Source organism: Paenibacillus intestini (assembly GCF_030803945.1).
Lineage (GTDB): Bacteria > Bacillota > Bacilli > Paenibacillales > Paenibacillaceae > Paenibacillus > Paenibacillus polysaccharolyticus.
In genome coordinates, this window is sequence record NZ_JAURUN010000001.1 from 679,334 (window position 1) to 706,023 (window position 26,690).

Sequence of the window (26,690 nt, forward strand, 5' to 3'; positions counted from 1 at the left end):
GGTTCGTTTTTTATTTTATCGTGTCATACCATGCATTGACTTCTTCCGTGATCTCTTTACCTCCAGAAGTCATGTACTGCTGCGCAAAAGTATCAAATTCCTCAATCGGCGCTTGGCCATAAATGATTTTGTTCAATACTTCTTTTTCCAGCTTGGTTAGCATATCGCCTCTGGCAACCTGTGTTTTCGTTGGAACACCCGTGAACATCTGAGGCATTACAATATCTTTTTGATCAATGACAATTTTGGCTGCCTTAATCTGTTCAGGGATTCGGTCCGCCAGGTTTTTCTCATACTGAGTGGTCGGCTCTTTCCCATTCGCAAGATCAGCTAACGTATTCATCATCAGGTTAGGAATGATCGCTCCATCAAAGGTTAATGAATAACGGATCGCATCAATCCAGCCGCCCGGAATTTTGTCGCTTTGCTGCTCTTTATATACTTCACCGTCAGGGCCGATATCATAATCATAGCCTTTGGCAAACCCGTGTACGAATGTTGTGCTGTCCGGATTAGCCCAGTTATCAAACAGATAGTTCTGGTATACAAAGAATGCGTCTTTGTGTTCCATATCTTTGTTGATCAGAACAGCACCCGTGCTAATTGGTGTTCCGTGACGTCCCATTTTACCATTAGGACCAGCAGGAAGTGGATATGCTTTATATTCAGCACCTGGCACATTTTGCTGCAGATCCGGGATTGGCCAGCCTGTCATCCAGTAAGGACCAACGATAATACCAGACTTGCCGGCAGTGAATGCTTCAGCGGCCTTAGGCTCATCGTACAGCCCCGCTTCCTTATCAATGTAACCTTTCTGCATCCACTCTTTCATCTTCTCCAGTGCCGGTTTCATCTCGGGTTGGATAGAGCCGTATGCAAGCGAACCGTCTGCTGCTTTATTCCACTGATTCGGCATCGCTCCGAACATGCCAAAGATCCAGCCGGATTCTGCCATCCATGTGTTCAAATTGTTTTTGAACCCTACAGAGAGAGCAACGGTGTCCTTCTTCCCGTTTCCATCCGGGTCTTGATTGACGAAGGCATCCATTACCGTTTCTAATTCATCTAATGTTGTTGGGGCTTTCAGATTCAACTTCTTAAGCCAGTCTTCACGAATGTACATCACTGGATCATTGTTGTAAGCGTTCTCCAGAATAGGAATTGCCATTCGTTTACCATCACGGATGTAAGGATTCCATACATTTGGATCTTCCGCCATCGCTTTTTTATACGTATCCGAAGCATATTTATCGAACAGTTCTCCTGCATCCACGAATTGACCTGATTCAATTAAATCACTAATTAATGTTTGGCTTCCGCGGAAAGAGATAATATCCGGCATTTTCTGACCTGATGTGAGCATGAGACGAAGTTTGGTCTGGTAAGCATTATTTTGTTCACTGACCGTCCATAAATATTTAATATCGATCCCTAGTGTATCGTGAGCCCACTTTGTATGCACGTTATTTTCAATGTTTTCCCCATTTTTGAACTTCAAGCTACTGGTGATCGGGAATACCGTCGAAATGGTAACCGGTTCAACATACTTACCATTTTCAAACGGTGCCGAATAAAATTCATTACTTTCGCTAGGATTTTTCTGTGATGTAGAATCGTTGCTGCATGCTGCGAGTACACTAGATAACATTGTAGCAGCCATCAACATACGAAGCGGCTTTTTCCATGTTTTAAACATGTTGTCTCCCCCATATCATATAAAATTTAGTTAACCCTGAATTGGTCTTACTCTTTAACAGCACCAAGTACAATCCCTTTAACGAAAAAGCGTTGCAGTAAGGGGTACACCACCAAGATCGGTGCCATGCCAATGAAAATCTGAGCCGCCTTGATCGTCCGTTGTGAGATATTCTCAAGGTCTTCGGGACGCACGGAAACTTTACTGAAATCTTGCTGAACGATGATCGTCTGCAGGAAGGTGGCGAGTGGATATTTTTCGTGATCTGTCAGGAAAATCAAACCGTCGAACCAGGCGTTCCAGTGCCCTACCATGGAGAACAGGGATAGCGTAGCGATGGCAGGCATCGACACGGGCAAAAAGACAGAGATCAATGTTCGAAAATAACCCGCACCATCAATGAAAGCAGCCTCCTCCAGCTCCTTAGGCACATTGCGGAAGAAATTTAACAAGAGAATCATATTCCATACAGATACCGCTCCGGGAAGAATAAGCACCCACATCGTATTGAGCAAATTGAGCTTCTGAATAAGAATGTAGAATGGAATTAAGCCTCCACTGAACAGCATCGTAAACACAAAGTACCACGTATAGATATTACGACGTTTGAAGCTTCGGTTTTCCCGGGATAACGGATACGCTGCCAGAATGACAACAAGCATACTGAGAAATGTACCCAGCACGGTTCGCTGTACGGCAACCCATAGGGAACGGATAAAGTTTTCATTGGCCAATGTTTTCTCATAAGCATCAAAGGTAAATTCAACCGGAAAGAGTCCGACCAGATTCGCATTGGCAGCTGCTTTACCGCTGAAGGAGACCGCGAGAATGTGAATCAACGGGATAATACAGAGTAACGATAATAAAATTAAGAACGTATAGTTAAACACGGTGAAAACTTTGTAAGGTTTTGTTTTATGATACATGCCGGTAAGGTCTCCTTTCTAGAAAATACGGTAATTTGCAAATTTATAAGCTGTACGGTATGCGAGCACAATTAGCACGAATCCGACAACCGATTTGAAGAGTCCAACCGCAGCCGAGAATCCAAACTTCCCGTCGATGAGACCTATTCGGTACACAAAGGTATCAATGATATCACCCTTATCGTACACGAGCGGATTGTATAGATTGAAAATCTGGTCGAATCCTCCGTTTAAAATGTTTCCAAGGGACAACGTTCCTACGACAATCATGATCGGAATCAGAGCAGGAATCGTAATGGACCAAGTCTGCTGCCATCGGCTCGCTCCATCTACTTCAGCAGCTTCATATAGTGACGGATTAATGCCTGCCAGGGAGGCGAGAAAAATAATCGCGCCGAACCCGAATTCTTTCCAGATATCACTGGTGACCACAACGATTCTAAACCATGTACCTTCTCCGAGGAAAAAGATGGGTTCCAGGCCAAACACGGCCCCAAGAAACTGATTGATCATGCCTTTTGTAGCGAGCATGTCCAGCAAAATTCCGCCTAGAATAACCCATGACAGAAAGTGCGGCAGATAAACGAACGTTTGTATACTCTTCTTAAGCGTTTCCTTTCGTACTTCGTTGAGGAGTAATGCAAAGATCAATGGTGCAATCAGACCTCCAATCAGTTTCATTCCAGCAATAATTAACGTGTTCCAGATCACCTGTACATTCTCCGGAATACTGAATAGAAATTGGAAATGTTCCAGTCCGATCCAAGAAGATTTGGCAAACCCGAGCCAGGGTTTGTAATCCTGAAAAGCAATGACCAATCCGCCCATCGGTATGTAAGCAAATATGAACGTCAAGATAACCGCTGGCAGTAGCATAAGATCCAGTGCCAGTGTTCGCTTAAAGCCCTTTTTGCGTTTGATGCGCCGGGGACTCGGACGAATCACATCGGCTTGCGTGGGTGTGGTGGCTTTTGCGTTACTCATTCGCGTGCTCCCCTTCTTTCTCTATGTTCTGCAGAGATAAACATCATACTCTGGTATATCTCCGTACATTTAGTATAGATTCGCAACTTCCAAGTCAACATGATAAAACGATAACTTCGATAACAAATTGTTAATATGACACGTCCGTTGAACGAAAATAACCCTCATGCCTATAGAGTCTCTCCACAGGTAAGAGGATTATTGATTTACAAGCATAATTCACCGAAAACAACTTCACATGTGTTTAGTATGAAGTGTAAGGGTTAGTATTTGGATAAAATATTCTGGAGTACGTCTCCATCTATATAAATCCCCGATCTCACCGCATATATGGCTTTCTGCAATCTTGCCTTCCTTCAGCGGTATTTCAATCTCGCCCACTTCTATACAGTGCTCCTGATCATCTACATATAAGATGGCTTGTGACACCAGGTTGGAGTCAATCTCCTGTTTCCCCGCCATATCTGCACCTATGAAAGAAAGGTATGTGCCTTCTCTGACCCACTCCCTCTTAATGATCGGCGTTCTGGATGATGTGACGGTGATGATATATCACTGCTTTTTACAGCTTCTTCTAGCGATTCCGCTACTTCAAATGTAACCTTCTTTATGTTCATACCAAATTCAGATTGAAGTCTGTGTGGTATTGCGTCAACAAAAGTTCTCAGCTTCTCTACGTCCCTACCGGCAACACAAACCGTTTTCAAGTTCGGAAGCACTGATAAGGCACAAGCGATTTGGAAGATCGCCTGATTGCCAGAACCTACGACAAGGAGAGTTTCTGATTCTTTTCTTGATAAGTATTTTGCTCCAATTGCCCCCGAAGCACCTGTACGTATGCCCGTAATAAAGGATGCCTCGGTTATACCTAAGGGTCTGCCTGTATCGGCATCAAATACGTTTATAAGCCCGTCAAAGTAGGGAGCTGCTTCGCTTCATTCTCGGCAAACCATGTGATCTTTTTATGTCCGAATACCTTATCACTTTTCAGATATCCTGATTTGATGTCCATATCTGCCTTGCCTGGAACAAAATCGTAAAAGATTGTCGGCCAAGTCTCCGTGTTCTCTTCACTCCTAGCCTTGTAGACCGTTTCCACTAAATGTATCACCTGAGGTACATTCAATCCTTGTCTGACATCGTGATCACTTAAAAATCGCACCTGGTATGCCTCCTTCTTTATCAAAAAAAGCACTGAATCTCATCCCTCCTACATTACATAGGCCCTAGTGGGGATTGAGACTCAATGCTTTTCATCGTTCTTACCCGGGGATAAAAACAAGCATGATATAAAATTTGTAGCTTTATTTTAGCTGAACTTTGTTGAGAATACAAACGATTATTCATTCAGGTTTACATAACTTTAATTATGGTGATTATATACCTATATATTTGTCTGAAGTCCAATGTGTATGCTATCCTTTGCGCCGGGCTGTCCGTTCAATTCCATCAACAACGGTTTCAAACAGTTGCTGCGGCAAATCATGGCCCATACCTTCAAGTAACATCAATTCTGCACCGTTGATCGCTTCCGCCGTGTCTCTACCGCAAGCGGGAACAAACATCGGATCTTCCACACCATGAATCACTAAGGCTGGGACCTTAACTTTTGCCAGTCGCGCCCGTCGATCACCTGAAACTGCAATTGCAGCAATCTGTCGCCCAACACTGCCCGGATCATAAGCGCGCTGTATTTCCTCTCGAATGAGTGAACGATACGCGTCTTCCTCAAATGGGTAACCTGTACCGGCAATACGTTTAGCAAAAGCTACGCTGTGAGCCAAATATCCCTCTTCATCCTCCATCGGATTCGGTGCTGGTCCAGTCATCAAAGCCATGACTTCCGGGGATGTGGGTGGAAGTTCCGGGTTACCTGTAGTTGACATTATTGAAGTAAGCGAGAGAACACGCTCGGGATATTGGCTGGCCACAAGCTGGGCAATCATACCGCCCATCGAACGACCAACGATATGTGCCTTTTCGATCTCAAGAGCATCTAACAATCCAAGCGTATCAGCAGACATATCATCAAGGGTATATGGAAGATAAGGAAGTTTTCCGGACATGAGTGTTTGGGCAAGTGCTTCGAAATCTAATGATGCATGATTGCTAAAATGGGTCGATAAACCCGTATCTCGATTATCAAAACGAATCACTCGAAATCCACGTGCCGCTAACATCTCACAGAATGGAACCGTCCAACGAATCATCTGTGTGCCGAGCCCTGCAATTAATAGAATAGTTTCATTCTTTTCGCTGCCATAACTGTCATAAGCAATATCAATATCGTTTACTGTTAAGATATTCATTATGATGTTCTCCTCTATTCCTGCGTGAATGCATTACTGGCCAAAGACTTAATATAGTCTCTGATATCGGGTGTCCAATCATTAATTGATTCGTAAAAACGATTTTCATTCTCGGCATAAAGTGCTCTTAAAGCCTCTTCGTATTGAGGGAAATCCCCCGCCATTGCTGTCATGAAATGATACGTTACTTCCTGCGCCGCACGAACTTTATTTCCGTTCTCCCCTGAACGGCGAGCCTCATCAATCAGTTTTCGCAGGGTTACCGAAGCGCCTCCGGGTTGAGCTTTAAGCCAATCCCACTGCCTGGGCAGCAAAGTAACTTCACCGGATACTACCCCTAGTTTGGGACGGCCGGCTCTGCGAGCGGGTTGTTCATTTTCTTTCGTATCCTTTATTCGTTCCGGTTTACTATTAAGGCGGTCTAATACATCCTCTAAGCTTCCTCGAAAATCAGTATCTATCGGTTTTCCAGTAGAATCGTCAAAAACAAGCAAATCAACAATTTCACTCTCTTCCAGGTTTTCTTTTATGACCTTAACAACATCTTGTAATGTGCCTTTGGCGAAATGTTTTCTACCTACAAAGGCAGTGCAGTTTATTTCGACAGGTGAATCCTGCATGTTAACCCTCCTTTAATGATCTTCTTAATGGATTATACCCGGGTAAAAATACAAAGTCAATATTACCCGGGTATAATTTATGTATTAGCACCTGGGCTTCTTTTCACATGAAAAAATTCCCTCACAGTAACAAAAGTAACTATTTCACTGACTACCGTAGGAGAACATATTGCATATATAAAAATGCTGTTAAAAATCAAATTTAAATACAAAATGACTGCCGGCAAATATCGCCGACAGTCATGCTCTTAGTCCGTAGTATTCTTCTCTTCATATTCGCTTGATATTTCTTTGAGCGATCTGATTTTACCATGAGGGTGCTGTTCTTGCTTACGTGACTTCCAAGCAGCTTCCTGCCTTTTCTTCTGGCGAGCCATATAAGATCTCCTCCTCAGGAAATGAGAATGGTACTACTTCTCTAGGATGTCATGAACAAGTCACTTTCATTCATACTACAAATAACAGCAGTCTGCTTCGGACTGCTGTTTCAAAAATGATCACTTGTATAATGGGCCATATTATATAAATATTATAAATCGGCTACTCTGCTCTAATTTCAGACTATGTTAATGCTCAATGTTGTAAATAGACTCGCAGGACACCGCAAATTTCATACCAGTCGTCTGCAATACATTTCCTTGTATTTCAATGAAACCATCTTCTACGGAGACCGAAACATCAAGTGTTGATATCAACTTTGTCCAGAACTTAACAGCTTTCATATTCGATTTGAACATCCCCACCTCATACCGACCCGAATAAAGTTTGAAGATTTGCATGACAGCATCTTTGGCTATATTCGAGCCTCTATATTTGGGCATTACAAATAGCTCCTGCACCGAATAGTCCACTTCATTTGCAACATAGGGAGGAGAAGTAACCAGAATAAATCCAACCATTTTTTCATTATATGTGATGAAGTACGGATACAACCGTTCATCCTTATAATATGGCGAGATATCTTCCATTTCGAATGTTCCTTCTGTTCCAATATCCTCCTGTGAGTAAGCAGAAAGCTCATAGAGATAATAATTAAATAAATTTTCAAATTGTTCTTTGTTTGTATCTGTTATTTGTTGAATTGTCGCCTTCATCGTAACCTCCGTAATATATTGTTCTCTTTTCAGTGCCCTTAGTTGGCTGGACACCTATGCTATCCTGACGATTATGTTGTATCAATATCATTAGTATATTGTGTAGAATCAGTCGCTAATAGGCAGAGTATAATTTAACTTGTTTCTTACATAAACAATAATAAAAGGCTCACGCTGGATTAATCCAACGAAGAGCCTTTTGTGTTTTGCACGAGATTTATCAGCTTGGTTGTAAATTCTCCCACCATTTTAGAAATGGGTTCATCTGTTCGTGTGATCCTTCCTAGAACGGCTTTCTCTGAGCTGAATTGTTGCAAAGGAACCGTAACTAATTGTTCCAGATAGACCGAAGGTAACGCATTTAATATAAAATCGGGAGCAATCGTGATGGCATTCCCATAAACAATCATTTGACATAATGCATCCATATTGTTGGTGATCAAGACGATACGGTTGGTATGATTGGCGGACATTAATGTGTGTGCGATAGTTTCGATCTGTTCATCTTTATATAGGACAAATATTTCGTTATGTAAGTCTTCAGGCGATAGCGTTTTAAAAAAACGTAAAGGTGAACGGGTGTTCATGATCAATACTGCGTCACCTTCAACAATTGGGACCCATTCAAATAAAGTGTTCCGTTGGCTTTTAGGGTACGATAGCAAGCCCATATTTGCATGACCCTCTTGAACGTCCTTCATTACTTTCTGAGTATCCCCTTCGATCATCTGAACTCTAAGTGTCGGATAGATTTTCATCAGTTCCAGCATCGTCTGCACCACTTGAGGAACAAAACCCGGAATGCTGGAGATTGTAATACTCTCTAAGGATTCTTCTTTTAGACTAAGCAATGCACCTTGCATCTGTTCAATATTTTTGAGAACGGCTGCCGCATGCTGGAGAATCAACTCCCCTTCTGCTGTTGGAAAGACACCCTTTTTTGTTCGGAGGAAAATAACAGTATTCAGCTCATCTTCCAATTGTTTGATCGATTGACTAATGGTTGGTACGGTAAGATGATGTACATTTGCAGCTTTCGTAAATGAACCCCATTGTGCAGCGGAAAGCAAATATTGCAACTGTGAAATATTCATGTTCATCCCCTTTATACTTAAATATATATTTATGATACTAAATTATATTTAAATATCTTTTATGTTTAAAATCAAGTATTCTCATTACAGGAGGGCGATATGATGCGGAGTATACGAAGTTTTCTTGTAGAAGTATTGCTGAGAATCACGAAAAAAAAGCTGGACGTAAATGAATTTATGGATAAACGCAGTCAGATCAATAGCGAATCCTATCAGGTCCCTGCTAAACTTAAACAGAAGTACAATATCACTAAAGACGGTAACCTGCCTTTGGATACGTATGTACTAAAATCCAATTCTCGTTCCGACGAACGAATTGTGTTGTATTTGCCTGGCGGAGGATATGTTGAGCAACCACTAACTTGGCACTGGCATTTCTTACACAACTTAACGGAGCAATTGAATTGCACGGTTTTTGTGCCAATCTACCCGAAAGCTCCAGACAATCAATATACGGCTGCAATAGAAAGTGTCCTTAAGGTGTACCAGCATCTATTAAAAATAGCGAAACCTGAAAATATGGTCATCATGGGCGATTCTGCTGGAGGTGGTCTTTCTCTAGCCTTTGCACAATATTTATTAGAGCAAGAATTGCCACAGCCTAAGGACATCATTCTACTCTCTCCGTGGCTTGATATCACCCTAAATAGCCCGCAAGTCCTTGCCATGATTGATAAAGAGCCCATGTTGAATTGGGACATGCTGGTTGAAGCTGGAAAGAGGTACGCTGGTGAAACATCTCGTTCACATTATTTAGTGAGTCCGATTCATGGAGAAATTAAAAATCTGGGTAAGATTTCTCTGCTTATTGGTACACATGAACTTTTCCTTCCGGATGCTCGAAAATTTAGAGAAAAAGCTGCCCGTCAGTCGGTTGACATAAACTATTTTGAGTATCCAAAAATGAATCATGTCTTCCCCGTTTTTCCGATACCTGAAGCGAAAAAGGCGCTTAAACAGATTGTAGACATTATTCAAAGATAAGCAGAAGTATCAATAACTTTCCGGAAAAAGATACTTTGAAAAATGACATTGTAAAAAAGTCTAATCTAAACCAAAATTAAAAAAGCCGCTCAATAGCGGCTTTTTTAAACGTCCTGAGCACTTTCCTACACTTGCTCGGCTCGTTTAGTTCGTTAGGTATCCTTAGATTTTTTGCGAAAATTAGATTTTGTGCTAATTCTACTTTGTTGAAGGATGAATGTCGCGGATCAACAAGATTCCGTCATATTGATCGCGAGGAATCATCTTTTCATCCAATACGCCCCACGCCTTGGCTATACGAGGTGTAAACATCCATTCCGTCGCTGGGCTTAATTTTTGGTCTCTCATGTTGATAAATCGGGCTGCCTCCATTTCTGTTCCTAGAATATCTTCCAGGCTACCCTTGTCATGAGATTGAACCTGTTCCTCTTCGCCATTATTTTTGGATGAGCTTCCTTGGTAAGCAAATAAACCGATTACATAATTAGCTTGTTTCAGTGAATAAGGCAGAAGCTCCCCCATGGTGGGATATGGATTCTCGTCAAAATCATAACCGTTATGCTCTGTGATCATCGTAGAATTGTGTTTACGAATGTGATAGTTGTGTCCCCAGACGATCATTTTCTCGTTGGGATACACCGTTTTGGCAAGCCAAGTCAGGTTATCGGCCATTACGCGATCACGTTCATAACTCGCCATTTGCAACTGCTTCTCAGGATCAACTCCAGCAAACATGTTTATGATGTGTGGATGATAGTTATCCAGCATATCCAAACGGTTTTGCAATACACGTTCAATCAAGGGTACCAAGTCGGATTGTTTTGGCTGTGCTTGATGTAATTCATCTTCATTTTCGCTTACGAATTGCTGAAGAGCTAGATATTTTTCTTTAATCTTCTTTTTCTGCTTGTTAAATTCATCCATGTCGGTAATCGTGTTCATTTTCAAATACCATTGTTCCGTTTGAGCAAAACCGCTCGCTTTACTTGGATCGACTTGGGCGAACCAATCTTTGATGTAAGTAATAAAAGATTCCTTTGGGCCTTGTGCGTCAAATCCGGTTAAAATCAATGGATGATCGGTCTTGCTCTGCGCTGCAATGTATTCAAACAAAGGCAAGTTTTCTTTAACCTGCCACACACCAAAAATAGAATTTTTCATCAATTGTTCCGGCGTCGTCTGATGTACCTGTGAATACGCAGTAGCTGTATCCGAAAGATTAGACTCGAATGCGATGACGTTAAATCCTAATTCCTCATGCAAGAATTGAACTAACCGCACTTTCATCGAATTGTACTCAGAGGCACCATGCGAAGCTTCGCCCAAGCTAACGATTTGTTTATCTGCTAGAACAGACTTCAGAAACTTCAAATCATTGTATTCATCCTCTTTTTCCAGTTTGACCGATGTGATCGTTTTGGCATTTGTACGAACGTGTTCTTTCCAGATTAGATCAGAAGACATAAGGCTCTCTTGTCCCGCTTTAGAAGATCCTGCCATATATGCCGTTGCACTCACAGACACCATACTTAAGCTGCAGATTACTGCTGTAGATAATAAAACCTTTTTGTACCATGGATTCATTAGGCTGACACTCCTTCTGCTGTGATGAAGTTCAGCTTAACATTCTCTGTTTAAAACCAGTCCACGTTATGTTTAAGGTTTGTTTAAAAATGGTAATGATACAAAGCTCATGGAAACTCAAAAAAGCAGCTTCTCCTAGAGAAGACTGCTCTCCCATGTCTACACAAGCGGTGTAACTTGTGGACGTATTTCTACGGGTAACTGCTTATTAAAGTTTAATCGAATCGGACATTATTTGTCGTAAAAAATGATGCAAATTGTCTGCGATTTTGTTAACCTCTTCAAACTCAGGTTCTTCTCCTCGTACTGTAGAACCAATCTCATTGTATAAATCTATGGCATAAAAAGAATACCCATCACGAACAGACATCATAATCGGCAGATACTTATCCCACCATGCCGTAATTTCTGATCGCCACGCCTCATCGTCCACTGCTGCATCTAGGCTGATTAATTCAAATTCGTTCCAGTGAAAGTCCGAATCAGAGCTATTGTTATAGTCAGCCTCACACAGGAACCACGTCTGCTCGCTAGGTGTCATACATTCGTTGACCACACGTAAAAACGCTGTATACTCCGCGGGAATATTTGTGTATCTAGTGAGTAAACGAGGATCCAGATGGAGGTCAAGTTCGGATTTAAGAGTTACAATCCATCCGTTTGACTCAGCCCAAGTCACAAATTCCAGAATCGTTTTATTCATAACGTACATCGCCCCTATCGTACAAGATTTTCCTCCAGAACGTTTGAGCATAGTCTAGTCCATCTGAAAAATAAGAGCTACAGTTAACCTTCATCCTTAAAATGGAAATGTTCGTGATGGATTGAATCCATTCCTGCCAGCTTCCCCGTTTTTTTGTGGTAAAACGCAAAGTTATGATTCAGCGGCATTCGCAGCAATTGATAATTGTGATCTCGGGGTAAAGTGTCGATTTCTTTCACGGCCTCTTCCCTCGTGCTGTACATGCCAATAGGAAAAAAGTTAGGAAAGTGTGCAGAGGCATCTACTGCGAATATTCCCCAAACGAATTCAGTCAATGGATTTCATCTCTTTTCTGTAAATGATCGCCTGCTGCTTGCTCAATTGCTATTCCTTTCGTGTACCTTTCCATAAACCGGTTGAACCCGTTCACATCAGAAATGTCCGGATCAATCTTCAGGGCTTCGATGTCTTTAAATACTTTCAGATGGAGGTAATCTGTCAAACTTTCGTTTTTCTCCTTACAAACCATATAGGAAGCCAATACGGCTATACCCCATGCACCACCCTCACCAGCAGTCGGCATGACAGATACGGGAACGTTAAGTGCAACTGCACACATTTTCTGGCCAACGAAGGGCGTCTTGAATAGTCCGCCATGTGCCAAGATCTGGTCAACCTTTACATTCTCCCTCTGCGTTAAAATGTCCATTCCGAGCCTTAATGTGCCAAACGCACTGAACAGATGTGTCCTCATAAAATTAGCGAGTGTAAAGCGGCTCTCTGGAGAACGAACAAATAACGGACGCCCTTGAGTCATACCGGTAATTTTCTCTCCCGAATAGTAACCATAACTTAGCAAACCGCCGCCATCCGGGTCTGCTTCGAGGGCTTTATTAAACAGAACATGGAACAAGTGACTGGCGTCAGCTTTATATCCTAATGCTTCATAAAACTCATGAAAAATTCTGATCCATGCATTGATATCACTAGTACAATTGTTGGCAAGAACCATACCAACCGGACTTCCATCAGGTGTAGTCACAATGTCAATCTCGGGGTATACTCCTATATCTTTGTCCAGAACAATCATAGCAAAAATAGATGTTCCTGCGGATAGACTGCCGCTACATGTATGGATACTATTCGTAGCTACCATGCCTGTTCCTGCATCCCCTTCCGGAGGGCAGAACGGAATACCGGCTTGTAGTTCGCCAGACGGGTCGATGAGACGTGCACCAGCTTCATGAAGATAGCCTGCATGTTCACCAGCCGAATATACAGAAGGTAAAAGATCTTCAAGTTTCCATGGGTAATCTTTATGGCTAATGAATTCGTTGAACTGCTCAATCATCTCTTCATTGTATCCTCTTGTCATTCTATTGATCGGAAACATGCCCGAAGCATCCCCCACACCAAGCGCTTTATTGCCTGTTAGAAGAAAGTGCATATAACCCGACAACGTTGTCATATAGTTAATCTTCCTTACATGTTCTTCATCGTTTAAGACGGCTTGGTACAGATGCGCAATACTCCATCGCTCCGGAATTTTATATTGAAACTCCCTGGTTAAGAATGCTGCTGCAGTACTCGTTGTGATATTACGCCAAGTACGAAATGGAACTAACAGTTCTCCCGCTCTATCCAAAACAAGATAACCTTGCATCATGCCGGATAGTCCGATGGAGCCTATTCTATTCAGGGTTATTTTATAATCCATCATAACCTGTTGTTTCAGTTGAGCATACACTTCTTGCAACCCTAGAATCATCTCATTATGGTGATAGGTCCAGTAAGAATCGTTCCATTGATTTTCCCATTCATAGTTGCTGGAAGCAATGATTTCAAACTTGTTATTGATCAGAACAGCCTTGATCCGGGTTGATCCAAATTCAATGCCAAGCGAGGTTTCTCCGCTGACAATCGCCCGTTTGAGATGTTGGTCCATTATGGCTTTGCACCACCTTTTACTTGAACTTGGTGTGATAATAACATGTTTACAGCACTTTGTATATTGGATAAACTAAGTATCGCCTGAGAAGTAAGAAAGACATGCCCAGTTCTCACCTGCCTAAGATGGATGTTAAAAAACATTTTTGGCAAATGAAAATAAGACATGTCTCATAAAAATACGATTATTTTTAATTTATGGAGCACTCATGTTTTAATAGATACACTTTCAATCTGTTATTTCATGCTTTAAAGCCGCTTAATTTCTCGATAGCCTGATGTTCGTCTGACACAAAGAATATATCATTACCATTATTGCTCTCGTAGATAAAGTCTTTCAGACTTTTGCTGGTATAGCCTGAGTAATCGCCAATAATCGCAATTTTCGTCTGATAATTGATGAATTTTTGCAGTACTTCACCAGCCAGACGTGTTTTCAAATCAAAGAAAGTTTCACTAACTTCGGATTTATTAACAATGATCAGGTTACAGTCCACTTCATATCTAACAGTTGCCATTAAGTCCAAGGCTGATTGCACATCCGAGATTAGTATTTCGTTATTTGTGACGTAAGCTATGGATACTCCGTTCTTGTTTATTTGTTGAATGTTCATGTCTGATCCTCCCTCATCTCTGTGACTAAGTATCAAAAATCATCTAAGTATACGTTAGAGCTACAAGAATCTCTTCTTCCGATGTATCACCGTCAAAATCTTCGAGAGTCATCTCATCGGCATTAGCCCAGTGAAAGCTCTCCCGCCGGGAATGCAAATAAATTTCTCTCAATTATTCATTATCTGAAGTCCTCGCTTCTATAATGATCATTCGATCAATCCCCCATCCGTCTGTTTCATCAATTTAGTTGTCATTTGGAGCTGACGTTTACCATTTGTTTAGCCTGTGTACGACCTGCTTGTAACAGATCATCACTGAGCTTTGAATCACTGACTGCACGTGCCAAAGCAACGGTTCCTACCATACTGCTCACTAGCGCATAACCAGCAGAAGTATCGATTTCAGCCAACTCTGTAATAAACGTAATAAAACGCTGTAACTCTCGTGTATAAGCCTGCCGTATCTCCTGCGATAGCTGAGAAATCTCACCTGACAGTGCAGGTAGGATACAACCGACTTCCGTTTGATCTCGATGCAAGGAGCCTAAATAAAAATCAATGACAGCCTCAATTGCAGACTGATCTTCATTTTTGTTTTTATCAGCAACTTTTTGCAGCATCTCCATAGTGTCACTTATAGCAAAATGACAGGTCTCCATCACAAGCTGATCTTTGTTTTCAAAATGGGAGTAAAATCCCCCGTGTGTCAATCCAGCACCTTTCATAATATGTGGAAGACTTATATTCCGAACGCCGTGGGTTCGAAATGCTTTAGCCGCACTAGTAATAATATGGTTGCGAACTTTGAGTTTGTGCCCTTTCGGATAAGGCATCTTACTTCCTCTCCTTTTTGTCTAGGTCTGTATATATCGATCGTTTTTAAAATATTATATTTATCATATTATTTAATGTCAATTCATAGATCAGTACTTTCAGCAGAGGAAGAGTGATTATAAATGGAGTATTGACTCCTTTAAAATATGATGATTATAATATATTACGATCATCATATTTTACATCGGAGGTGCCCATTATGAATGCATTAGAAGTTGTAGACACCCTGGTCATTGGATCAGGGCCAGGAGGTTATGTGGCCGCACTACGATCCTCACAACTCGGGATGAAAACAGCTGTTGTGGAGCGTCAACAGATCGGCGGCGTATGTACACATGTAGGCTGTATCCCTTCCAAAGCGCTAATTGGTGAAGCGGAGCGTTTTACCTTACGCAGGCAATGGGGTGCTGTGGACAAGGGTATTTCCTTTCAGGAGGCTCAGGCTTTCAAGCAAGCCGTGGTGGATAAGCAGTCTGGAGGAGTTCGGTTTTTGCTGAAAACAGCGGGTGTCACTGTTCTGGAAGGTGAAGCTAGCTTAATAGATACACATACTGTCGTGATTCACCATGCTGAAGATGGTCAGCACCGAATCGTTTTTAAGCACCTCATTCTGGCGACCGGCTCCCGTCCCATTGAAATAAGTGCTCTTCCCTTCGGCGGACGTATTCTTTCATCCACCGAAGCGCTATCACTGCCCGAAATTCCTGAAAGCCTTGTTGTGGTTGGAGGCGGTTATATTGGCGTGGAGCTTGGTCAGATGTTTGCGAGATTTGGAACCAAAGTTACGATGCTTGAGGGGGGTGAACAGATTTTGCCCGGATTCGAAGCAGAGCTTGTTGAACCTGTTATTCGTCAACTGAAAAAGGACGGCATAACCGTCTTAACCGGAGCCAAAGTGACAGAAGCAGACCAGTATACGAGTCACATCGATCTCCACTATACACGTCTGAATGAACGCGGCATTGTTCAAGCGGAATATGCGTTAATTACGGTAGGCAGGAAACCGAACACAGACGGCACTTTAGGTCTTGAAAATATTGCTCTCTCCCCTACTCCACAAGGCTTGATCGAGATTGACGGGCAGTGCAGAACATCCATCCCGCATATTTATGCTATTGGAGATATCGTTCAAGGCCCTGCTCTAGCTCATAAAGCTTCGTATGAAGCAAAAATTGCAGCAGAGGTTATCGCAGGTAAACCCTCTATCCTCGACTACAAGGCTATTCCGCTAGTTGTGTTTTCTCATCCGGAGATCACTAGCGTCGGTCTTAGCGAGACGGAATGTAAGCAAAAATCCATTCCCATTGTTGTTGGAAAATCTGTTTTTTCCATCAATGGCCGTGCACTCGCTCTAAAGGAAACCGAAGGTTTTGTGAAAATTGTATCTCACGCTACCACGGGTCTTGTATTAGGTGCACAGATTGTCGGGGCTGAAGCTTCTACGCTGATCTCCGAGTTGTCTCTTGCTATTGAAATGGGAGCAACGGTGGAAGATTTGGCGATGACCATTCATCCTCACCCGACGCTGGGGGAAATTATTATGGAGGCCGCAGAACAAGCATGTGGGAAAGTGGAAAAACTGACAACGAGGGAATATTGAATACAGTGCAAGATACAGCAGCGTATTACTTCGACTTGTATATTCCCGAATCGCAGATTGAGCAGTTTCATGCAGATCAGAAAGTAAACGTTCACTTTCCTTATTTGGATTAACACCGCTTGCGTTCCCCATCTTTTTCATATTACGGCATAGACACTGCCTATGAACTGGCTTAATCGGTTGATCCTTGGAATGGCTTTTCGGAACGGTGAATTGAAGCTGCATAGAATGAATAATCGCCGCAAGCCTGTTCAAACGAATAGGTTGCGGCGATTTGTACTGTGAATTTGTGTAGGATCTGTAACAGCTTAAAAGCTCTAATTCAATGATCGAACCTGATTTTGGTAATTTTCTTATCAGCTTTTTTGCGCTTCATTACCCTTAGGAGCTCCAACAGCTTTTCTCCCCATGTTCATGGATAACTGTACACTAATCATTAGCATTACAATGACCAGCATAGCAATAATGGATACGTTAAACCGTCCGCTGAGATCAAAGATCCATCCAATAACAAGTGGACCGAAGGCACCCATGATATAACCTCCCATCTGTGACATCGCTGACCACGATCCTGCTTCCTCGGCCGTATTTGTTGCCATAATGGGTAGCATCAACGCTAGTGGAAACAATCCACCAGCACCGATACCAAGAAAAATAACGGCTGGTAGCATGGGCACAGGCAACAAGAGTAACACTAAACCAATGAGTTCAGAAACACTGCACAAGACAAGCCATAGCTTAATCTTTCCTGAGCGGTTTACAAGATTCGGAATCAGTAATGCAACAGGAACTTGAATCAATGTAAACACGGTCAGAAGCAACGCTGCGTTTGGTGCGCTGTATCCGAAGCTAAGAGCGATTGGTGAAATCCAAGCTGTCAAGCTATAGAACATGCTGGCCATGAAGCCAAAAAACAACGTGAATTGAATCGCTTTTTTATTGCCCAGAGGTAGTTTAACGCGTTGTGATCTGCTACTGGAGGGTTTGTTTTTTCGAATGAGTAAGGTCCAGAAGATCACAGCAATGAAACCAAAAGCTGCCCAGCAGGACAAGGCTAGTGAAAGATTGTGTTGATTTTGATTATAAATCGGAATGGTTAATCCGGATGCCAATGCTGCCCCAATCGTCATCGATACGGAGTAAATACTCACTATGCCTGGGCTTGCCGGGAAATACTTTTTAATAAAACTTGACAGTAGCGGTCCCGCAAAGCTGATGCCGATCCCTCCGACTAAGGCGGTAGCAAGTAGTAAGGTAATAGATTGATCTACACTGCGAAGTGCAGTGGCGAGTGTGATGAGCAGAAGCGAGATAAAAATAGTTCGCTCCAAACCGAGCCTCTGACTTAACGCGGTGGCGACGGGAGCAAACAATCCCATACACAAGACAGGCAGTGTGGTCAGAAGGCTTGCTGTTAATGCGCTTATACCTAACTCGGTTTGAATCATGCTCATCATGGATGCTACGGAAGTAATGATGGGTCGCAGGTTTAATGCCGCAATAAATAGAGCGAATAAATATAATGTTTTTTTCACTGTTCTTTTCCTCCTGCTTCTTCTTGAAGTCCCTTTGAGTATACGTCCGCCCCATCCATTGATCAATCCAATAATTTGTATTATTATGATAGTAAAATACTATTATTAAACGAGGAGAAAAAGATGGATACTCGAAATATAACATATTTTATGGCCGTCTTTGAGCATCTTCACTTCACAAAAGCCGCAGAGATTCTCGGGATTTCGCAGCCTACATTAAGTCAGCAGATACGTCTTCTTGAGGCTGAAGTCGGAATGCCTCTTTTCGATCGAATTGGCAAAAAAGTAGTTGCAACCGAGGCTGGCAGGCTGCTCCATCAATACGGAATGAAAATGATTCAGGCTGAAATGGATGCAAAAAGTGCGATTCAAGAACTTGTATCTGAGAAGCGTGGAACGGTCCGGCTTGCTGTTTTACCCTCTGATCTTGATTTTCAACTTGTTCCGCTGTTTGTTGAATTCAAGACTCGGTACCCTCATACGAAGCTACAGGCTTTTTCAACCATTTTCGTTCGAGACGAAGTACTAACACATAAAGTAGATCTTGGTATTGGTCTTCGTGGTCCCAAGGACAAGCGCCTTGTGCAGATTCCACTGGGAAGTGAGCCTTATGAACTGTTTGTTCATGCATCTAGTGATCTTGCGAAAAAACACGAAATAACCTTGGACGAATTGACACGGCTCGCGCTGGTCATGTATCCCAAAGGGTATATTGGCAGAGATTTGGTGGATGAGGTTTTCCGTGACCAAGGCCTGGAGTTAACGACGGTTATGGAAGCAGGTTCTGCATCTTCCCTTTTGCAGCTGGTAGCTGCTGGCATTGGTGCGACAATCCAGCCGAGAGAACTGTTAAAACAGCATTCCGGCTGGGAAGATATCGCAACGATTCCCATTGTTGGGCCTGCACCTGTTCGACACATGGAGTTGACCTACTATGCGGATCGATTCATTAGCAAAGCGCAACACCAACTAGCGGAGTGGTTGATTGAATTTTTTAAATCGAAAACGAACTAGTGAAAAGCGAAAATTCGAAGAGAATAAATGAGGTTTTATAAAATGGAGAAATCGAAAGAAATATTTGCCGTTTCGGAGCGTCTAGTGATTCGAAAGTTCGGCATGCAAGACGTTGAGTCATTCTATCAATACCGCTCTAATCCCGATATAGCTCGTTTTCAATCGTGGGAAAATTATACGATTCAAGATGCAGAATCATTTGTCAGCCGTCAATTAGAATCTTCCCCTGATCAGCCAGGGACTTGGTTTCAACATGCGGTTGCTTTGGCTGCGTCTGATCAGATTATCGGAGATTGTGCGATTCATACCCTTGGAGCCGAACCTCGAATTGTCGAGCTTGGATTTACTCTCGCGCCTGAGCATTAAGGGAAAGGATATATGCATGAAGCACTTTGTGCCCTACTTGACTATGTTTTCGGTACACTAAACAAACATAAATTGATCGCTTTTTCCGATGTGCGTAACACAAAGTCTATTCACGTTCTGGAACGTTTGGGCATGAGACGCGAAGGACATTTGCTCGAAAATTACATGTCCAAGGGTCATTGGGCCGATGAGTATCAATACGCGATTTTGCAATCGGAATGGCTAACCATGCGTAAGTAATCTTTGTGAAGAAATGGGTTGTTCCATTATGACGTAGAACCCAACGGGTCATTGTTCTAATGGAGTGATGACTTTGTTGGGCACCCAGCCCTTCTCCCCTTCAGTTGTATGCACATAGCTCCATTCGTTTAGTTCTCGTTCTTTTTGCACTACCGTACCTGGAGCCACGTTTAGTTCGTATGCTGAGTAGTCTTCTTGTACTTTTGCCATTTGTTCTTCATTAGGCGTGCTCAGTATTTGCTTGGGTACCCAGCCACGCTTCTTAGACTTGATAGATTCACAAAAAATCCAGTTCGGAAATTCAGTATCTTCCTCTCCATAATGAACAATATCTCCCTTAGCCAATACAATAGGGTCTGGATAATTCGACTGATGCGGGTGAATTACCTTGTATTGCTTCATATGTACTCCCTCCAGAATGTAATTCTTTAAAAAGTGAACCCAACCATTAAGACGATTCTTCATTTTTGTAATGAATGGCACGTTGTCCATAGGCGCGAAGGAAGACTCGTACTCCTTCAGTGATGATCCGTTTAGTTTGTTCATCTTGAACATTTCCGATTTTTTTCGGTTGATTAAATACCATCAGAAATGTTAATGCGGCGAAATGCTTTGTAGCCAGTTCGGGATCGGGCACATCAAGCAGTCCGTTTTCTCCAAACTCGGCAAACCTCCTGATCATCCCCTCTTCCGTTGCGTTGTCTAACTTTTCTAAAAAAGATATGGGTAGGTTGGCTTCTTCCATCGTCACCAGACGGATCAAAGCTCTATAATCAGAAGAACCGTTCGCAGAAGCTACGAATTGTTCACAGAACAAGATAAGCGCCTGCTCCAAATCTTCGAATTCCGAGAGGTAGTCTGTTATTCCTTGTTTGATCATGTCCAAAACCGCCCAACTCGTTTCTTCCACAACAGCAAGCAACAATTTTTGTTTGTCACCGTAATAATCATAAACTGTTCTTTTCGAAACACCTGCTTTAGCTGCGATCGCATCGACGCTGGAACGATCAAACCCATCTGAGAGAAACAAGTCTCGTGCCGCCGCAATAATTTTCGCTCTTTTGTCAGAAGAGCCTTTGCGGACTTTTTTGTTTTCCGTAGTATTCATCCTTAAGCTTCCCCCCTATAACTATACTATCAAAAATGAGTTCCTCTTTACAAACTACACTGCACGGTGTAGTTTAGTTTATATGACCTATCCCAATCCATGATCAAGGAGGAATTAACTTATGAACACGCCACAGTCTTTTGTTGATGTTCTTATTGTCGGGGCTGGGCCTACAGGGCTGACACTTGCCTGCGACCTTGCCCGTCGAAACGTAGACCATCGGATTATCGAACGAAGCACTTCGTATAACGTAGCGTCCCGTGCCAAAGGAATTCAGCCCCGTTCGCTTGAAGTCGTTGATGATTTGAAAGCCGTTCGTTACATTATGGACACAGGTGTCGTGGATTTACCTGTGCGCTATTACAACGAGGATGGCAGAAGTATAGTTAAGCCCTCTATTACCGTTGCGGCCAGCGCTGAACTCGGTTCACCCTATCCAGATCCGGTCTGGATTGCTCAATTTGATGTGGAAAAGGCGCTACGTGACCGATATGAGATGCTTGGCGGTAAAGTGGAGTTGGATATGGAAGCTGTAGGACTTGTTCAAGACTTGGAGGGTGTACTGGTAACAGTGAATACATCAGAAGGAAAAGAGCAAATTCATGCCCGTTACGTAGTTGGTGCTGATGGTGGTAAAAGTAGTATTCGCAAATTTATCCATCATCCGTTGGTTGGGAATACACACGATCATGAACGCTGGTATCTTGGCGATGTGCGTTTGGAAGGACTGGATCGTGATCATATCCATATCTGGACTTCGCCGGAGGGGATGGTCGGAGTAACGCCATTACCTAAATCCGATATTTGGCAACTGCAAGCTACCATTCCGTCAGAGATTAAGGAACCGGAAAAGCCATCGTTAGAAGTGTATCAGGATATGTTTAACCGTCGGGCAGGTGCTGGGCATGTTCAGTTTATCGATGCCTCCTGGCTATCTATCTACCGGATCAACGTGCGAATGGTTGAATCTTACCGCAACGGTCGGGTTTTTCTTGCCGGAGACGCCGCGCATGTTCACTCACCAGCCGGAGGGCAAGGCATGAATACCGGGATGCAGGATGCCTACAACCTAGGATGGAAACTGGAATCCGTCATACGCGGAGCAAACACCACCCTGCTTGACACCTATGATGAAGAACGTCGTCCCGTAGCTCAAGCGGTGCTTGAGGATAGCACCAAAAAAATGGGAGCGATTTTAGGGACAGCTACTGAACGCGGGGCATTATCCCAATCCTTAAGCACCGTATCTGATGATCTAACGAGCGGGCTTCTTATTTCTTATCGCTTCAGTTCTCTTACCCGCCCAACTCTTCAAGCCAATGTTACCCGTTCAATGCCTGGAGATCGTGCTCCTAATGCCGAGGGCCTGCAAGGTGCTGAGTTCACAGGAGATGTCTTTGACCTGTTGCGCGGCCCACACTGGACTCTTTTAGCATTTGTAAACCGTATAGATCACCTTTCTCTAAAGGACTTCACTTTTGATGCACTCCATATGCACTGCATTGTGCCATCACATGTCGAAGGGGAAGAATGCATCATTGACACAGCGGGTAATGCCTATAAAATATACAATGTTACAAGCGAGACATTTTTATTGATTCGTCCTGATGGCTACATCGCATTACGCACTTCCATTGAGGACAGCGCACAGATTCTACAATACATGAACTCTATGTATCACGCGAACTAGGTTATCCGCTGGAAACTTCTGTCGCTCAACCTAAAGATGGCCCCTGTGAAAACAGGAGCCATCTTCATCATTTTTTATGATGTAGAATAACGAAAATAATCAAAATCAGCATGTTTGCGGGTTCCACCCAGATCTTGCACACAAAGACCAATATAGGCTCCCGTGAACCGGATGTATTCCGGGGATTCATCGCATAGATGGGTAATATCCGTCCACTCACCGACCTGTTTCCATGACGCTTCACGATCTCCTAACGCATAGTAAAAGCAGGCACGATCATGATGGACGACTACTTTTAAACGAATTGGATTACCTGTCTGTAGCGGAATGTCTTCCTCCAAAAGCTCATCATACACCCCATATTTAGACTGAAGGATGCCAAGGCATAGTCCCTTCTCTTCTTGATACGTCACCCTAAGGTAAAAGTAATCCTGCGTATCGTAATAGAGGATCAGTCCAGCCATCTGCTGTGGATGATCAGGCTCGAATTCCAGACACGTTTCAGCTTCACACTCGAAAGCCTCAAGTCTGCGAGCAACCATGCTTTGTCTATGGGTTGAACTCATGGATTCCATCCCATACAAGCGTAAATGGCTAGGACGTTCTGTCAGTGTAAGCCAAGTTGCGTCAGGTGGGATACGAAGGGTGTTCCAGTCGTTGCGAAGCTCCGCTTGATCAAAGTGGTCCATCTCCACTGTCGCTTCTAACGGGTGAAGCTTTATATTCGGTGCGGGCACTTGAAGTTCTGGATATCGATCCCCGCTTGCAAGCCTTAACCACCCATCCTCGCTCCACGTACAACGCTGCAGAGCCGTTTCACGTCCAAGGACACAGTGTTTCTCCTGAACAGGTCTGCCTACCAGATGTGCCATGTACCATTCGCCCGTGTGCGTCTCGACGAGACATCCGTGACCTGCCTTTTGCAGTGGTAAATCCGTTCTTCCGTGTGATGTGAGGATCGGATTGTGCGGATCAACTTCATACGGGCCTTGTAATGTACGTGAACGGGCAACCGTCACAGCATGCTCATAACCTGTTCCGCCTTCAGCGGTTACTAAATAATAATAACCATTGTGTTTATAAAGATGTGGTGCCTCTGTCAGTCCCAGTTCTGTTCCTTTAAAAATGTTGATAGCACTTCCGACCAGCTTCTGCTCCTGAACCGAATACTCCTGAAGTACAATACCTGCAAAGCGGTTTTTGCCCTTACGATGATCCCAAATCATGTTTACCAGCCACTTACGTCCATCTTCATCATGAAACAGAGAAGGATCAAAGCCGCTGCTGTTCAGATAGATTGGTTCAGACCATGGCCCTTCGATATTTGTTGCGGTCACGAGGTAGTTGTGAGTATCTTTAAAAGCACCTATTCTACTCTTCACATCCGTATATATTAGATAAAACATACCGTGATCATAGCTGAGACAAGGTGCCCATACGCCTCCAGAATTGATATTCCCCTCCATGTTTAACTGGGATTTTCGCGTCAATGGTGAAGGTAACGCATGCCAGTGAACTAAATCCTTGGAGTGATGAATGCGGACACCTGGGAACCACTCGAAGGTGGATGTAGCAATATAATAATCTTCTCCTGCCCGGCATATGGAAGGATCGGGATGAAAGCCGGTGAGGATTGGATTGGTAATCATGGTTGTGGTTGTATTCATGAAAGCAACCTCCGGTAAAAGTAATAGCTATGAAACATTGCTGGCTACCACATGGTAAAAGAATGCGTTGATTGCAGGGCCTCAGTTCCAACCGAGCGCCTTTTTGCCAGCCTCAAGTGCAGTTATGATGCGGTCTACATCGTATATATTCCCTCTCCAGGTGCCTCCACTGACCGATTGCAGCGCTGCCCACAAGCGTGTATCGTCAGGCAGTGCTTGGTCTGGTCGCATATCCGGATGAAAAGGCCGCTGTGCCAGGATCAATGCTCCTTCTTCGGGAGAAACTTCGATCCCTTCCGCTCCGACAAAATTAACACTTCCATCCAGCGTGTTCCGGTCTACGACAATGTCAATTAAATCACCGTTTCGCAACTTTCCGATGGGACCGCCGGCAAGAGCTTCCGGTCCAACATGACCAATGCATGCACCGGTAGATACACCGGAGAAGCGGGCATCGGTAATGAGCGAAACATGTTTTCCAAAGGAAAGATGTTTAAGTGCAGAAGTAAGTTGATACGTTTCCTCCATCCCTGTTCCAGATGGCCCACGTCCAAGCAGGACTATAATATCACCCGCGACTATTCCACCTGTTTTAATTGCACGGATGGCTTCACGTTCAGTGGTAAATACCTTGGCCAACCCCTTGTGACGATATACTCCTTGTTCATCGAGTACATCCGGGTCAATGGACGTAGATTTGATAACAGAGCCTTCGGGAGCAATATTGCCCGTTGGAAATGTCACAGTAGAGGAAATGCCCAGCCGCTGGGAGTGTTCCGCACTCATAATGACACTGTCCGGATCGATGCCATCGACCTCTTGCAACTGTTTTCGCATAACATGCCTGCGCTCGGATGACTCCCACCAATCCAGGACGTGACTCAAGGATGTGCCTGTTACCGTCTTCACAGACTCATCCAACAAACCAAGTCGTCTAAGATGGAGCATAACTTCTGGCACACCACCGGCCTGGAAAATCCGAATGGTCGGGTAGAAAATAGGGCCATTAGGGAGCGCACTCACCAGTCTCGGAACATGTTTATTGACCTGAATCCAGTCCTGTACATTGGGCAGGGTTAAACCGGCCGCATGTGCAATGGCAGGAATGTGAAGAAGCAGATTGGTGGATCCGCCGAAGGCTGCATGCACGACCATGGCATTACGAATCGATGCATCGGTGATAATGTCCGCCATTCTCAACCCTTGAGTCTCCATCTGGATCAGTGCACGTGAGGATTGCCGAGCCATCTCAAGCCAGATCGGTTGCCCTGAAGGGGCTAGAGCAGCATGAGGCACAGTTATTCCCAGTGCCTCTGCTACAACCTGCGCGGTTGCCGCTGTTCCTAGAAACTGACAGCCCCCGCCCGGGGTAGCGCAAGCCCGGCACCCTAACTCTGACGCCATCTCCAGTGAAAGCTCTCCGCTTGAGTACCTTGCACCGATCGTCTGAATTTTCCCGGCGTCTTCTCCATCCGTAGGCGGAAGAGTTACACCGCCAGGAACAATAACACCTGGCAGCTGCGGCATACCCGCCAGAGCAAGCATCATTGCGGGCAGTCCCTTGTCACATGTCGCCACCCCTAACACACCTTTGCGTGTGGGCAAAGATCGAATCAATCGGCGAAACACCATCGCAGCATCATTTCGATATGGCAGGGAGTCGAACATGCCGGTTGTTCCTTGCGATCTGCCGTCGCAGGGGTCGCTGACATAACCGGCAAACGGAATTCCGCCGCGGCTGGACAATTCATCTGCCGCTGCTTTCATCAGTAGTCCAACTTCCCAGTGGCCCGTATGATAACCGAGTGCTGTGGGACTGCCGTCCTCATTGCGTATACCACCTTGCGTACTTAAGATCAGATACTGTTTGCCGTTTAACTCTCCAGGCTTCCACCCCATGCCAACATTCTGGGACATGCCGAACAAGTCGCCACTTGGCGCATTTCGCAGTAAATCATCGGTTAGAGGCAGACTCCCTTCCACCCCGGGAGCATGGGCTTGAATCGTGAAGAGGTCAGATTGATTGTTACTCAGATCAGGCGAATTTTCACCCATAATGGATCGAATCTGTTCGTACATGA

The 26,690-nt window shown here is 43.8% G+C and carries 24 protein-coding genes and 3 pseudogenes; 5 read left to right on the top strand and 22 right to left on the bottom strand.

The window, feature by feature from the left end; genetic code table 11:
* Positions 1–10: 10 nt before the first annotated feature.
* The 10 genes and pseudogenes from J2T16_RS02910 to J2T16_RS02955 form a co-directional block, all read right to left on the bottom strand.
* Positions 11–1,696 carry an extracellular solute-binding protein gene (locus tag J2T16_RS02910; protein WP_499017742.1) on the bottom strand — a complete coding sequence of 562 codons (1,686 nt, stop codon included), beginning with the start codon at positions 1,694–1,696 and terminating at the stop codon, positions 11–13.
* Positions 1,697–1,743: 47 nt separating this feature from the next.
* Positions 1,744–2,622, bottom strand: coding sequence for a carbohydrate ABC transporter permease (locus tag J2T16_RS02915; RefSeq protein WP_499017743.1), 879 nt, complete (start codon positions 2,620–2,622; stop codon positions 1,744–1,746).
* Between the two features lie 18 nt (positions 2,623–2,640).
* Entirely contained in the window at positions 2,641–3,498 is an 858-nt protein-coding gene (locus J2T16_RS02920) for an ABC transporter permease (RefSeq protein WP_499017895.1), read from the bottom strand.
* Positions 3,499–3,840: 342 nt separating this feature from the next.
* Positions 3,841–4,511, bottom strand: a pseudogene (locus J2T16_RS02925) (ornithine cyclodeaminase family protein).
* Positions 4,508–4,768, bottom strand: a complete 261-nt coding sequence (locus J2T16_RS02930) for a hypothetical protein (RefSeq protein WP_336119998.1) — start codon at positions 4,766–4,768, stop codon at positions 4,508–4,510. Before J2T16_RS02930 ends, J2T16_RS02925 begins: the two are co-directional and overlap by 4 nt.
* 253 nt (positions 4,769–5,021) lie before the next feature.
* Entirely contained in the window at positions 5,022–5,915 is an 894-nt protein-coding gene (locus tag J2T16_RS02935; protein ID WP_336119997.1) for an alpha/beta fold hydrolase, read from the bottom strand.
* Positions 5,916–5,929: 14 nt separating this feature from the next.
* On the bottom strand, positions 5,930–6,535 hold the full coding sequence (locus J2T16_RS02940; RefSeq protein WP_336119996.1) for a DUF2239 family protein: 606 nt from the start codon (positions 6,533–6,535) through the stop codon (positions 5,930–5,932).
* A gap of 248 nt (positions 6,536–6,783) precedes the next feature.
* Entirely contained in the window at positions 6,784–6,912 is a 129-nt protein-coding gene (locus tag J2T16_RS02945) for a DUF6254 family protein (protein WP_222128654.1), read from the bottom strand.
* Between the two features lie 189 nt (positions 6,913–7,101).
* Positions 7,102–7,629 (bottom strand): GNAT family N-acetyltransferase, encoded by a 528-nt coding sequence (locus J2T16_RS02950; RefSeq protein ID WP_336119995.1) that lies wholly within the window; start codon positions 7,627–7,629, stop codon positions 7,102–7,104.
* 179 nt (positions 7,630–7,808) lie between these two features.
* Complete coding sequence (locus J2T16_RS02955) at positions 7,809–8,723, bottom strand: LysR family transcriptional regulator (RefSeq protein WP_336119994.1); 915 nt, start codon at positions 8,721–8,723, stop codon at positions 7,809–7,811.
* Between the two features lie 90 nt (positions 8,724–8,813).
* On the opposite strand from J2T16_RS02955, the pseudogene J2T16_RS02960 reads away from it, so the two are divergent.
* Positions 8,814–9,707, top strand: a pseudogene (locus J2T16_RS02960) (alpha/beta hydrolase); the annotation flags it as partial.
* Positions 9,708–9,905: 198 nt separating this feature from the next.
* On the opposite strand, the gene J2T16_RS02965 reads toward J2T16_RS02960, so the two are convergent.
* The 7 genes from J2T16_RS02965 to J2T16_RS02995 form a co-directional block, all read right to left on the bottom strand.
* A complete protein-coding gene (locus tag J2T16_RS02965) occupies positions 9,906–11,291 on the bottom strand; it encodes an erythromycin esterase family protein (protein WP_336119993.1) in 1,386 nt (461 codons plus the stop codon).
* A 208-nt stretch (positions 11,292–11,499) separates the two neighbouring features.
* Positions 11,500–12,045: an SMI1/KNR4 family protein gene (locus J2T16_RS02970; RefSeq protein ID WP_499017744.1), complete on the bottom strand. Its 546-nt coding sequence runs from the start codon at positions 12,043–12,045 to the stop codon at positions 11,500–11,502.
* Between the two features lie 32 nt (positions 12,046–12,077).
* Positions 12,078–12,329: a hypothetical protein gene (locus J2T16_RS02975; RefSeq protein WP_090916224.1), complete on the bottom strand. Its 252-nt coding sequence runs from the start codon at positions 12,327–12,329 to the stop codon at positions 12,078–12,080.
* Positions 12,326–13,939: a xylulokinase gene (locus J2T16_RS02980; RefSeq protein WP_336119991.1), complete on the bottom strand. Its 1,614-nt coding sequence runs from the start codon at positions 13,937–13,939 to the stop codon at positions 12,326–12,328. Before J2T16_RS02980 ends, J2T16_RS02975 begins: the two co-directional genes overlap by 4 nt.
* 244 nt (positions 13,940–14,183) lie before the next feature.
* Positions 14,184–14,555 carry a DUF4180 domain-containing protein gene (locus J2T16_RS02985; RefSeq protein ID WP_499017745.1) on the bottom strand — a complete coding sequence of 124 codons (372 nt, stop codon included), beginning with the start codon at positions 14,553–14,555 and terminating at the stop codon, positions 14,184–14,186.
* A gap of 43 nt (positions 14,556–14,598) precedes the next feature.
* Complete coding sequence (locus J2T16_RS02990) at positions 14,599–14,727, bottom strand: hypothetical protein (protein WP_494390483.1); 129 nt, start codon at positions 14,725–14,727, stop codon at positions 14,599–14,601.
* 79 nt (positions 14,728–14,806) lie between these two features.
* A complete protein-coding gene (locus J2T16_RS02995; RefSeq protein ID WP_336119989.1) occupies positions 14,807–15,388 on the bottom strand; it encodes a TetR/AcrR family transcriptional regulator in 582 nt (193 codons plus the stop codon).
* Between the two features lie 200 nt (positions 15,389–15,588).
* Here J2T16_RS02995 and lpdA point away from each other — a divergent pair, with 200 nt between their 5' ends.
* Positions 15,589–16,989 (top strand): dihydrolipoyl dehydrogenase, encoded by a 1,401-nt coding sequence (gene lpdA, locus J2T16_RS03000; protein WP_336119988.1) that lies wholly within the window; start codon positions 15,589–15,591, stop codon positions 16,987–16,989.
* A gap of 356 nt (positions 16,990–17,345) precedes the next feature.
* Here the strand turns inward: lpdA and J2T16_RS03005 are convergent, their stop codons facing one another.
* Positions 17,346–18,524 carry an MFS transporter gene (locus tag J2T16_RS03005; RefSeq protein ID WP_221788094.1) on the bottom strand — a complete coding sequence of 393 codons (1,179 nt, stop codon included), beginning with the start codon at positions 18,522–18,524 and terminating at the stop codon, positions 17,346–17,348.
* Positions 18,525–18,647: 123 nt separating this feature from the next.
* Here J2T16_RS03005 and J2T16_RS03010 point away from each other — a divergent pair, with 123 nt between their 5' ends.
* Complete coding sequence (locus J2T16_RS03010; protein ID WP_221788093.1) at positions 18,648–19,538, top strand: LysR family transcriptional regulator; 891 nt, start codon at positions 18,648–18,650, stop codon at positions 19,536–19,538.
* Positions 19,539–19,580: 42 nt separating this feature from the next.
* Positions 19,581–20,144: pseudogene (locus J2T16_RS03015) on the top strand (GNAT family N-acetyltransferase).
* A 48-nt stretch (positions 20,145–20,192) separates the two neighbouring features.
* Here the strand turns inward: J2T16_RS03015 and J2T16_RS03020 are convergent.
* Both J2T16_RS03020 and J2T16_RS03025 read right to left on the bottom strand, forming a co-directional pair.
* Positions 20,193–20,546: an SH3 domain-containing protein gene (locus J2T16_RS03020; protein WP_221788091.1), complete on the bottom strand. Its 354-nt coding sequence runs from the start codon at positions 20,544–20,546 to the stop codon at positions 20,193–20,195.
* Positions 20,547–20,592: 46 nt separating this feature from the next.
* Complete coding sequence (locus J2T16_RS03025) at positions 20,593–21,252, bottom strand: TetR/AcrR family transcriptional regulator (RefSeq protein WP_221788090.1); 660 nt, start codon at positions 21,250–21,252, stop codon at positions 20,593–20,595.
* A gap of 121 nt (positions 21,253–21,373) precedes the next feature.
* On the opposite strand from J2T16_RS03025, the gene J2T16_RS03030 reads away from it, so the two are divergent.
* Complete coding sequence (locus J2T16_RS03030; protein WP_499017746.1) at positions 21,374–22,942, top strand: FAD-dependent monooxygenase; 1,569 nt, start codon at positions 21,374–21,376, stop codon at positions 22,940–22,942.
* A 74-nt stretch (positions 22,943–23,016) separates the two neighbouring features.
* Here J2T16_RS03030 and J2T16_RS03035 read toward each other — a convergent pair whose 3' ends face one another.
* Both J2T16_RS03035 and J2T16_RS03040 read right to left on the bottom strand, forming a co-directional pair.
* Positions 23,017–24,609, bottom strand: coding sequence for a glycoside hydrolase family 43 protein (locus J2T16_RS03035; protein WP_499017747.1), 1,593 nt, complete (start codon positions 24,607–24,609; stop codon positions 23,017–23,019).
* Positions 24,610–24,690: 81 nt separating this feature from the next.
* The gene (locus J2T16_RS03040) at positions 24,691–26,688 is read right to left on the bottom strand and encodes a YjhG/YagF family D-xylonate dehydratase (protein ID WP_499017748.1); all 1,998 of its coding nucleotides are present in this window, start codon (positions 26,686–26,688) and stop codon (positions 24,691–24,693) included.
* Positions 26,689–26,690 lie beyond the last annotated feature (2 nt).

Bases quoted from the DNA above. Each gene is read 5' to 3' on its own strand.
- J2T16_RS02985 (WP_499017745.1), bottom strand. From the start codon at position 14,555: ATGAACATTCAACAAATAAACAAGAACGGAGTATCCATAGCTTACGTC.
- J2T16_RS02970 (WP_499017744.1), bottom strand. From the start codon at position 12,045: ATGCTCAAACGTTCTGGAGGAAAATCTTGTACGATAGGGGCGATGTAC.
- J2T16_RS02965 (WP_336119993.1), bottom strand. From the start codon at position 11,291: ATGAATCCATGGTACAAAAAGGTTTTATTATCTACAGCAGTAATCTGC.
- J2T16_RS03035 (WP_499017747.1), bottom strand. From the start codon at position 24,609: ATGAATACAACCACAACCATGATTACCAATCCAATCCTCACCGGCTTT.
- J2T16_RS02945 (WP_222128654.1), bottom strand. From the start codon at position 6,912: ATGGCTCGCCAGAAGAAAAGGCAGGAAGCTGCTTGGAAGTCACGTAAG.
- J2T16_RS02915 (WP_499017743.1), bottom strand. From the start codon at position 2,622: ATGTATCATAAAACAAAACCTTACAAAGTTTTCACCGTGTTTAACTAT.
- J2T16_RS03020 (WP_221788091.1), bottom strand. From the start codon at position 20,546: ATGAAGCAATACAAGGTAATTCACCCGCATCAGTCGAATTATCCAGAC.
- J2T16_RS03040 (WP_499017748.1), bottom strand. From the start codon at position 26,688: ATGTACGAACAGATTCGATCCATTATGGGTGAAAATTCGCCTGATCTG.
- J2T16_RS03030 (WP_499017746.1), top strand. From the start codon at position 21,374: ATGAACACGCCACAGTCTTTTGTTGATGTTCTTATTGTCGGGGCTGGG.
- J2T16_RS02910 (WP_499017742.1), bottom strand. From the start codon at position 1,696: ATGTTTAAAACATGGAAAAAGCCGCTTCGTATGTTGATGGCTGCTACA.
- J2T16_RS02980 (WP_336119991.1), bottom strand. From the start codon at position 13,939: ATGGACCAACATCTCAAACGGGCGATTGTCAGCGGAGAAACCTCGCTT.
- J2T16_RS02950 (WP_336119995.1), bottom strand. From the start codon at position 7,629: ATGAAGGCGACAATTCAACAAATAACAGATACAAACAAAGAACAATTT.
- J2T16_RS02955 (WP_336119994.1), bottom strand. From the start codon at position 8,723: ATGAATATTTCACAGTTGCAATATTTGCTTTCCGCTGCACAATGGGGT.
- J2T16_RS02935 (WP_336119997.1), bottom strand. From the start codon at position 5,915: ATGAATATCTTAACAGTAAACGATATTGATATTGCTTATGACAGTTAT.
- lpdA (WP_336119988.1), top strand. From the start codon at position 15,589: ATGAATGCATTAGAAGTTGTAGACACCCTGGTCATTGGATCAGGGCCA.
- J2T16_RS02920 (WP_499017895.1), bottom strand. From the start codon at position 3,498: ATGCTACTGCCAGCGGTTATCTTGACGTTCATATTTGCTTACATACCG.
- J2T16_RS02995 (WP_336119989.1), bottom strand. From the start codon at position 15,388: ATGCCTTATCCGAAAGGGCACAAACTCAAAGTTCGCAACCATATTATT.
- J2T16_RS03025 (WP_221788090.1), bottom strand. From the start codon at position 21,252: ATGAATACTACGGAAAACAAAAAAGTCCGCAAAGGCTCTTCTGACAAA.
- J2T16_RS02940 (WP_336119996.1), bottom strand. From the start codon at position 6,535: ATGCAGGATTCACCTGTCGAAATAAACTGCACTGCCTTTGTAGGTAGA.
- J2T16_RS03010 (WP_221788093.1), top strand. From the start codon at position 18,648: ATGGATACTCGAAATATAACATATTTTATGGCCGTCTTTGAGCATCTT.